The organism is Neisseria dentiae (assembly GCF_024580525.1).
Classification (GTDB): Bacteria; Pseudomonadota; Gammaproteobacteria; order Burkholderiales; family Neisseriaceae; genus Neisseria; species Neisseria dentiae_A.
Genome location: NZ_JANIKQ010000039.1, coordinates 1 through 6,370, shown reverse-complemented (window position 1 = coordinate 6,370; position 6,370 = coordinate 1). Strand labels below are relative to the sequence as shown.

General features: G+C 57.3%; 5 protein-coding genes. 2 read left to right on the top strand and 3 right to left on the bottom strand.

The annotated features are described in order from the left end of the window. On the top strand, window positions 1–215 hold a 215-nt coding region (locus NQ012_RS12595; RefSeq protein WP_373566655.1), incomplete at its 5' end, for a hypothetical protein. On the opposite strand, the gene NQ012_RS12590 is transcribed toward NQ012_RS12595, so the two are convergent. Continuing rightward, on the bottom strand, window positions 184–1,068 hold the full coding sequence (locus NQ012_RS12590; RefSeq protein ID WP_257067925.1) for a patatin-like phospholipase family protein: 885 nt from the start codon (window positions 1,066–1,068) through the stop codon (window positions 184–186). The genes NQ012_RS12595 and NQ012_RS12590 overlap by 32 nt on opposite strands. Before the next feature lie 341 nt (window positions 1,069–1,409). On the opposite strand from NQ012_RS12590, the gene purB reads away from it, so the two are divergent. Then, the gene (purB, locus tag NQ012_RS12585; protein ID WP_257067924.1) at window positions 1,410–2,780 is read left to right on the top strand and encodes an adenylosuccinate lyase; all 1,371 of its coding nucleotides are present in this window, start codon (window positions 1,410–1,412) and stop codon (window positions 2,778–2,780) included. 99 nt (window positions 2,781–2,879) lie between these two features. On the opposite strand, the gene glmS is transcribed toward purB, so the two are convergent. Together glmS and glmU are read right to left on the bottom strand one after the other, a co-directional pair. After that, complete coding sequence (gene glmS, locus NQ012_RS12580) at window positions 2,880–4,718, bottom strand: glutamine--fructose-6-phosphate transaminase (isomerizing) (protein WP_257067923.1); 1,839 nt, start codon at window positions 4,716–4,718, stop codon at window positions 2,880–2,882. 168 nt (window positions 4,719–4,886) lie between these two features. Next, window positions 4,887–6,257, bottom strand: a complete 1,371-nt coding sequence (gene glmU / locus NQ012_RS12575; protein ID WP_257067922.1) for a bifunctional UDP-N-acetylglucosamine diphosphorylase/glucosamine-1-phosphate N-acetyltransferase GlmU — start codon at window positions 6,255–6,257, stop codon at window positions 4,887–4,889. Window positions 6,258–6,370 lie beyond the last annotated feature (113 nt).

Here is a 6,370-nt window from a genome sequence, read left to right as displayed (position 1 = left end):
ACGACGGCTTCCAAGCGAACATCAAAGAACACACCGACTTAAAAGGCGGTATCATCACCGCCACCGAAGCCGCCGAACAAAACGGCAGAAACCGCTTTCAGACGGCCACCCTCAGCCACAGCGATATCGAAAACCACAGCCGCTATGAAGGCGACGGTTTCGGCATCGGCATAAGCGGCAGCGTCAATAACGGTAAGCCTGCAATTTGCGCTTGATTTCGGGCAGCGCGGCCTGCGCCGCCTGTTCGCCGAGTTTGATGGCCTGCGTTTTCTGGTCGAAACCGCCCACCGCGCCCAAGTGCTGCACCTGCGGTTTGATAACGATGTCGGCTTTGGCCAGCTCGTTGCGTAACGCGGCGGTGCTCATGATATTGAGGCTTTGGTCGAGATAAGAGAAAAAGCCTGCGTCCGACAGTTTGGCGGGTTTGGCGGAAATATCCACTGCAATCACAAAGTTGGCGCCCATGTTTTTGGCCGCGCTCACCGGCACGGGGGCGGAGAGGCCGCCGTCGACATAACGCCTGCCGCCGATTACGGCGGGCTGGAACACGTTGGGAATGCTCACCGAAGCGCGCACGGCCTGGCCGGTGTTGCCACGGTTGAAGGCCACCATTTTGCCGCTTTCCAAATCGGTGGCGACGGCGGCGAATTTAAGCGGCAGATCCTGCAAGGGGCGGTTGCCGACTTTGCGGTTGATGTAGTCTTGCAGCTTTTGCCCGCGGATAAAGCCGGTGGTGGAAAGGGTTAAATCGACCAAATCGGTTTTGCCCAGAATTTCGGCCTCCAGTTCCAAGCGGTCGGGCGACATACCGCCCGCATACAGGCTGCCCACAATCGAGCCTGCGCTGGTGCCGGTAACCAGATTGACGGGAATATTGTTTGCTTTCAAAACTTTAATCACACCGATATGGGCAAAGCCCTTCGATGCGCCGCCACCGAGCGCCAGGCCGACCACGGCTTTGGGTTTGGCCTGCACGGGCGGTTGGGCGGGCGGTGCGGGTTGTTTCGACGTGCCGCAGGCGGCAAGCAGCACGGCGGCAAAAACGGGCAGGGAGAGACGGATGTTCATGGCAGTTGGCAGTTATTAAAAGACGCATGATTATAACGGTTTATGCGTATAAAAATGTAATAAAAACGTTGGGGTTGGATAAATCGGGCCGTCTGAAAACGGGCAGGGCGGAAATGCCGAGCGGTCTGCTTTCAGACGGCCTGCTGCGGATTTGGCGAAGGCTGAACTACTTAGTAACCGCTCCGTCATATTTGGGTCAAGCCCGAGTATGACGCGCATACTTTTTCTTAAGTTGATTTACTATAAAAGACGTGTTTGCTTTCCCATAAAAAACAAAGGCCGCCGCACATTGATGTATAATCACCGTCTTGAATTTTCTGCTGTTTACAGGATGACCGATTATGATCAACCCCATTTCCGCCCTTTCCCCGCTCGACGGCCGCTATGCCCAATCCGTTGAAGCGCTGCGCCCGATTTTTTCAGAATACGGCCTGATGAGGGCGCGCGTGAAAGTCGAACTCAACTGGCTCAAAGCATTGGCTGCCGAGCCGAAAATCACCGAAGTGCCCGCGTTCAGCAGCTTTACCGTTGCCGAAATCGACCGCGTGATTGAAGACTTTTCGCTGGAAGACGCCGCAGCGGTGAAAGCCATCGAAGCCACCACCAACCACGATGTGAAAGCCATCGAATACTGGCTGAAAGAGCGTTTCTCCGGCGTGCCCGAAGTGGCCGCCGCCAGCGAGTTTATCCACTTCGCCTGCACCAGCGAAGACATCAACAACCTTTCCCATGCGCTGATGCTGGCCGAAGCGCGCGAAACCGTGCTGTTGCCCAAGTTGGCCGAAATCACCGCCAAACTCACCGAAATGGCGCACAATCTGGCCGCCGTGCCGATGATGAGCCGCACCCACGGCCAGCCCGCCACTCCCACCACGCTGGGCAAAGAAACCGCCAACGTGGTTTACCGCCTGCAACGCCAAGCCAAACAGCTCGAATCGCAGCAGTTTTTGGGCAAAATCAACGGCGCCGTCGGCAACTACAACGCCCATATGGTGGCCTATCCCGATGTGGATTGGGAAACGCATTGCCGAAAATTCGTCGAAGAATCGCTGGGCTTAACCTTCAACCCCTACACCATCCAAATCGAGCCGCACGACTATATGGCCGAGTTTTTCCAAACCATCGGCCGCATCAACACCATCTTAATCGACTTCAACCGCGATGTTTGGGGCTATATTTCGCTCGGCTATTTCAAGCAGAAAGTAAAGGCAGGAGAAGTCGGCTCTTCGACCATGCCGCACAAAGTCAACCCGATTGATTTTGAAAACTCCGAAGGCAATCTGGGCATGGCTAATGCCGTGTTGGGCTTTTTGGCCGAAAAACTGCCCGTTTCGCGCTGGCAGCGCGACCTCACCGACAGCACCGTGTTGCGCAATATGGGCGTGGGCGCGGGCTATACCGTGTTGGGCTGGGTGGCGCACCTGCGCGGCCTCAACAAACTCGAAGCCAACCCTGCCGCGCTGGCCGCCGATTTGGACGTCACTTGGGAATTGTTGGCCGAGCCTATCCAAACCGTGATGCGCCGCTACGGCGTGGCCAACCCGTATGAAAAACTGAAAGACCTCACCCGCGGCAAAGACGGCATTACCCCTGAGGTGCTGAAAGTGTTTGTGGAATCGCTGGAAATCCCCGCCGAAGCCAAACAGCAGCTGCTTGCACTCACGCCCGCGCTGTATGTGGGCAAGGCCGAGGAATTGGCGAAGAGGGTTTGAAAGCCGGTTGATCGGCAGTGAGACAAAAAGGCCGTCTGAAAATATTTTCAGACGGCCTGTGCTTTTAATCAAAACATCTATCAAACCACCAAACAGGCGTTATTCCACCGTTACCGATTTGGCCAGATTGCGCGGTTTGTCCACATCGGTGCCGCGCGCGAGGGCGGCGTGGTACGACAATAACTGCACGGGAATGGTGTGCACGATGGGCGACAACACGCCCACATGGCGCGGGGTGCGGATAACGTGTACGCCTTCGCCTTCGTTGAAGTGGCTGTCGAGGTCGGTAAACACAAACAGCTCGCCGCCGCGTGCGCCCACTTCCTGCATATTGGCTTTCACTTTATCCAACAGGCTGTCGTTGGGGGCAATCACGACCACGGGCATATTTTCGTCCACCAGCGCCAGCGGGCCGTGCTTCAGCTCGCCTGCGGGGTAGGCTTCGGCGTGGATATAGGTGATTTCTTTCAGTTTCAGCGCACCTTCGAGGGCAATTGGGTAGTGGATGCCGCGGCCGAGGAAGAGGGCGCTGGTTTTCTTGGCGAACTTCTGCGCCCAGGCGGCGATTTGCGGCTCGAGATTCATCACATGTTGGATGCTGCCGGGCAGCTGGCGCAATTCTTCGAGATAGGCGCGGGCCTGCTCGCTGCTCACCAAACCGCGCATTTTGCCGAGGGTAACGGCCAAGCCGAACAATACGACCAGCTGGGTGGTGAAGGCTTTGGTAGAAGCTACGCCGATTTCGGCGCCGGCACGGGTGTAGAGCACCAGTTCGCTTTCGCGGGGCAGGGCGGATTCCATCACGTTGCAGATGGAAAGGCTGTGTTTGTGGCCGAGCGATTGGGCGTATTTCAGCGCTTCCATGGTGTCGAGCGTTTCGCCGGACTGGGAAATGGTGATAATCAGCTGTTTGGGGTTGGCGATGACGTCGCGGTAGCGGTATTCGCTGGCGATTTCCACATCGGTCGGCACTTTGGCGATGCTCTCCAGCCAGTATTTGCTGGTGAGGGCGGAATAGTAGGAGGTGCCGCAGGCGAGGATTTTGATGCTGTCGATATCGTTGAACACTTCGCGGGCATTTTTGCCGAAGTTCTCCGGCTCGAAGCCGCCGTCGAGGAACACCTCGGCGGTGTCGGCGATGGCGCGGGGCTGTTCGTGGATTTCTTTCTGCATAAAGTGGCTGTAGGGGCCGAGTTCGAGCGAGGCGAGCGACAGCTCGGATACTTTCACTTTGCGTTGGGCGGGGTTGCCGGTTTTGTCGATCAGTTTTTCGATGCCGCCGGCGCGCAATACGGCGATGTCGCCGTCTTCAAGGTAGGCGATGTTGCGGGTGAAGGCAATTACGGCGGAAACGTCGGAGGCGATAAAGGTTTCGTTGTCGCCCAGCGCAATCAGCAGCGGGCAGCCCATGCGGGCAACCACCATTTCGTCGGGGTTGTCTTGCGCAATCACGGCGATGGCGTAGGCGCCGTGGAAATTTTTGGTGGCCGACTTAACGGCTTCAAACAGGTTGCCGCCGTTTAGGCTGTATTCGTGTTTGACGCTGTGGGCGATCACTTCGGTGTCGGTTTGCGACTCAAATTCGTAGCCCAAGCCTTGCAGGCGGACGCGCTCGTCTTCAAAGTTTTCGATAATGCCGTTGTGCACTACGGCAATCAGGCCGCCTGAAATATGCGGGTGGGCGTTGGGTTCGGTTACGCCGCCGTGGGTGGCCCAGCGGGTGTGGCCGATGCCGATGTGGCCAAACAGGCCTTTTTCTTTGGCGGCATCTTCCATCAATTGCACGCGGCCGACACGGCGCACGCGTTTGATTTTTTCGCCGTTGAACACGGCGATGCCTGATGAATCATAGCCCCGGTATTCCAAGCGTTTGAGGCCGTCTGTTAAAAAATCCACAACGTTGTGGTTGGCGCGGATGGCGCCTACGATACCGCACATAAAAGTTCCTTAGTATCAAGAGGGTGGAGATAAATCAGGTCGGCTGACTTTCAGACGGCCTGACGGAAAAAAGGGTTTATATATCTTAAGTGATGCACACTATGTTTTTCAGACGGCCTAACTGATTATGGGCAGGCCGTCTGAAAAAACGGCGGCAAACAATGCGGTTTATTTCTTGCTTTCTTTCTCCGGCCGTATCCAGCCTTCGATGATGGTTTGGCGGGCGCGGGCGAGCACGAGGGTGTTGTCTTCGCAGTTTTTGGTGATGGTGCTGCCGCCGCCGATGGTTACTTTGTTGCCCAGCGCCACAGGGGCGACCAGCACCACGTTCGAGCCGATGCGCACGTCGTCGCCGATTACGGTTTTGTGTTTGTTGACGCCGTCGTAGTTGGCGGTGATGGTGCCGGCGCCGATATTGGTTTGGCTGCCGACTTCGGCGTCGCCCAGATAGGTAAGGTGGTTGGCTTTGCTGCCTTTGCCCATCACGGTGTTTTTCACCTCGACGAAGTTGCCGATGTGCACTTCGTCGGCCAGTTTCGCGCCGGGGCGCAGGCGGGCATAGGGGCCGATGGCGGCGGCGGTGCCGATTTCGCAGTTTTCCAGGCTGGAAAACGGGGCGATTTTGGTGCCGGCGCCGATTTTGGCGTTTTTAATCACGCAGTTGGCGCCGATTTCCACATTGTCGCCCAGCTCCACTTCGCCTTCGAGCACCACGTTCACATCGATAACGACATCTTGGCCGTGTTTCAGACGGCCTCTCAAATCGAAGCGGGCGGGGTCGCGCAGGGTAACGCCGGCGGTAAGCAGCGCTTGCGCCTGATTGGTTTGGAAAATGCGTTCCAGTTCGGCCAGCTGCACTTTGTTGTTGACGCCGGCGGCCAGATAAGAGGCGGCCACCTGCACGGGGCGAACGGCGATACCGTCGGCGTTGGCCAGCGCAATCAGGTCGGTGAGGTAGTATTCACCCTGTGCGTTGTTGCTGCTCAAGCTGTTCAGCCAGCTTTCGAGCTTGGCGTTGGGCAGCACCAAAATGCCGGTGTTGGTTTCTTTCACGGCTTTTTGTTCGGGGTTTGCGTCTTTTTCTTCGACAATCGCCACCACTTTGCCGCCTTCGCGGATGATGCGGCCGTAGCCTGCGGGGTTGTCGAGCACGTCGGTAAGCAGGCCGACTTCGCTGCCTGCGGCTTCGAGCAGGGCTTCAAGCGTGGCGGTGTCGGTGAGCGGCACGTCGCCGTAGAGCACCAGCGTGCGGCCTTCCGAGGGCAGGTGCGGCAAGGCCATTTTCACGGCGTGGCCGGTGCCGAGCTGTTCGGTTTGTTCCACCCAGTTCACGTCGCGCTTTACTTTTTCGCGCACCATTTCTTTGCCGTGGCCGATAACCACATGAATGCCTGCGGGGTTGAGGCTGCGGGCGGTGTCGATAACGCGCGCCACCATCGGTTCGCCGCCGATTTCGTGCAGTACTTTGGGCAGTTTGGAATACATGCGCGTGCCTTTGCCCGCGGCGAGGATAACAACGTGAAGAGGTGATTGGCTCATGATACGGCCTTGTCTTTCATAATGTTGGTTTGAATGTATTCATGCAGGCCGTCTGAAACCCGCATTTTGCGTTTGCGGTTTCAGACGGCCTGCCGTGGGGTGGGGAACGGGCG

Excerpts from the sequence above, each read along its gene's own strand:
- NQ012_RS12590 (WP_257067925.1), bottom strand. The coding sequence starts at position 1,068 with ATGAACATCCGTCTCTCCCTGCCCGTTTTTGCCGCCGTGCTGCTTGCC.
- purB (WP_257067924.1), top strand. The coding sequence starts at position 1,410 with ATGATCAACCCCATTTCCGCCCTTTCCCCGCTCGACGGCCGCTATGCC.
- glmS (WP_257067923.1), bottom strand. The coding sequence starts at position 4,718 with ATGTGCGGTATCGTAGGCGCCATCCGCGCCAACCACAACGTTGTGGAT.
- glmU (WP_257067922.1), bottom strand. The coding sequence starts at position 6,257 with ATGAGCCAATCACCTCTTCACGTTGTTATCCTCGCCGCGGGCAAAGGC.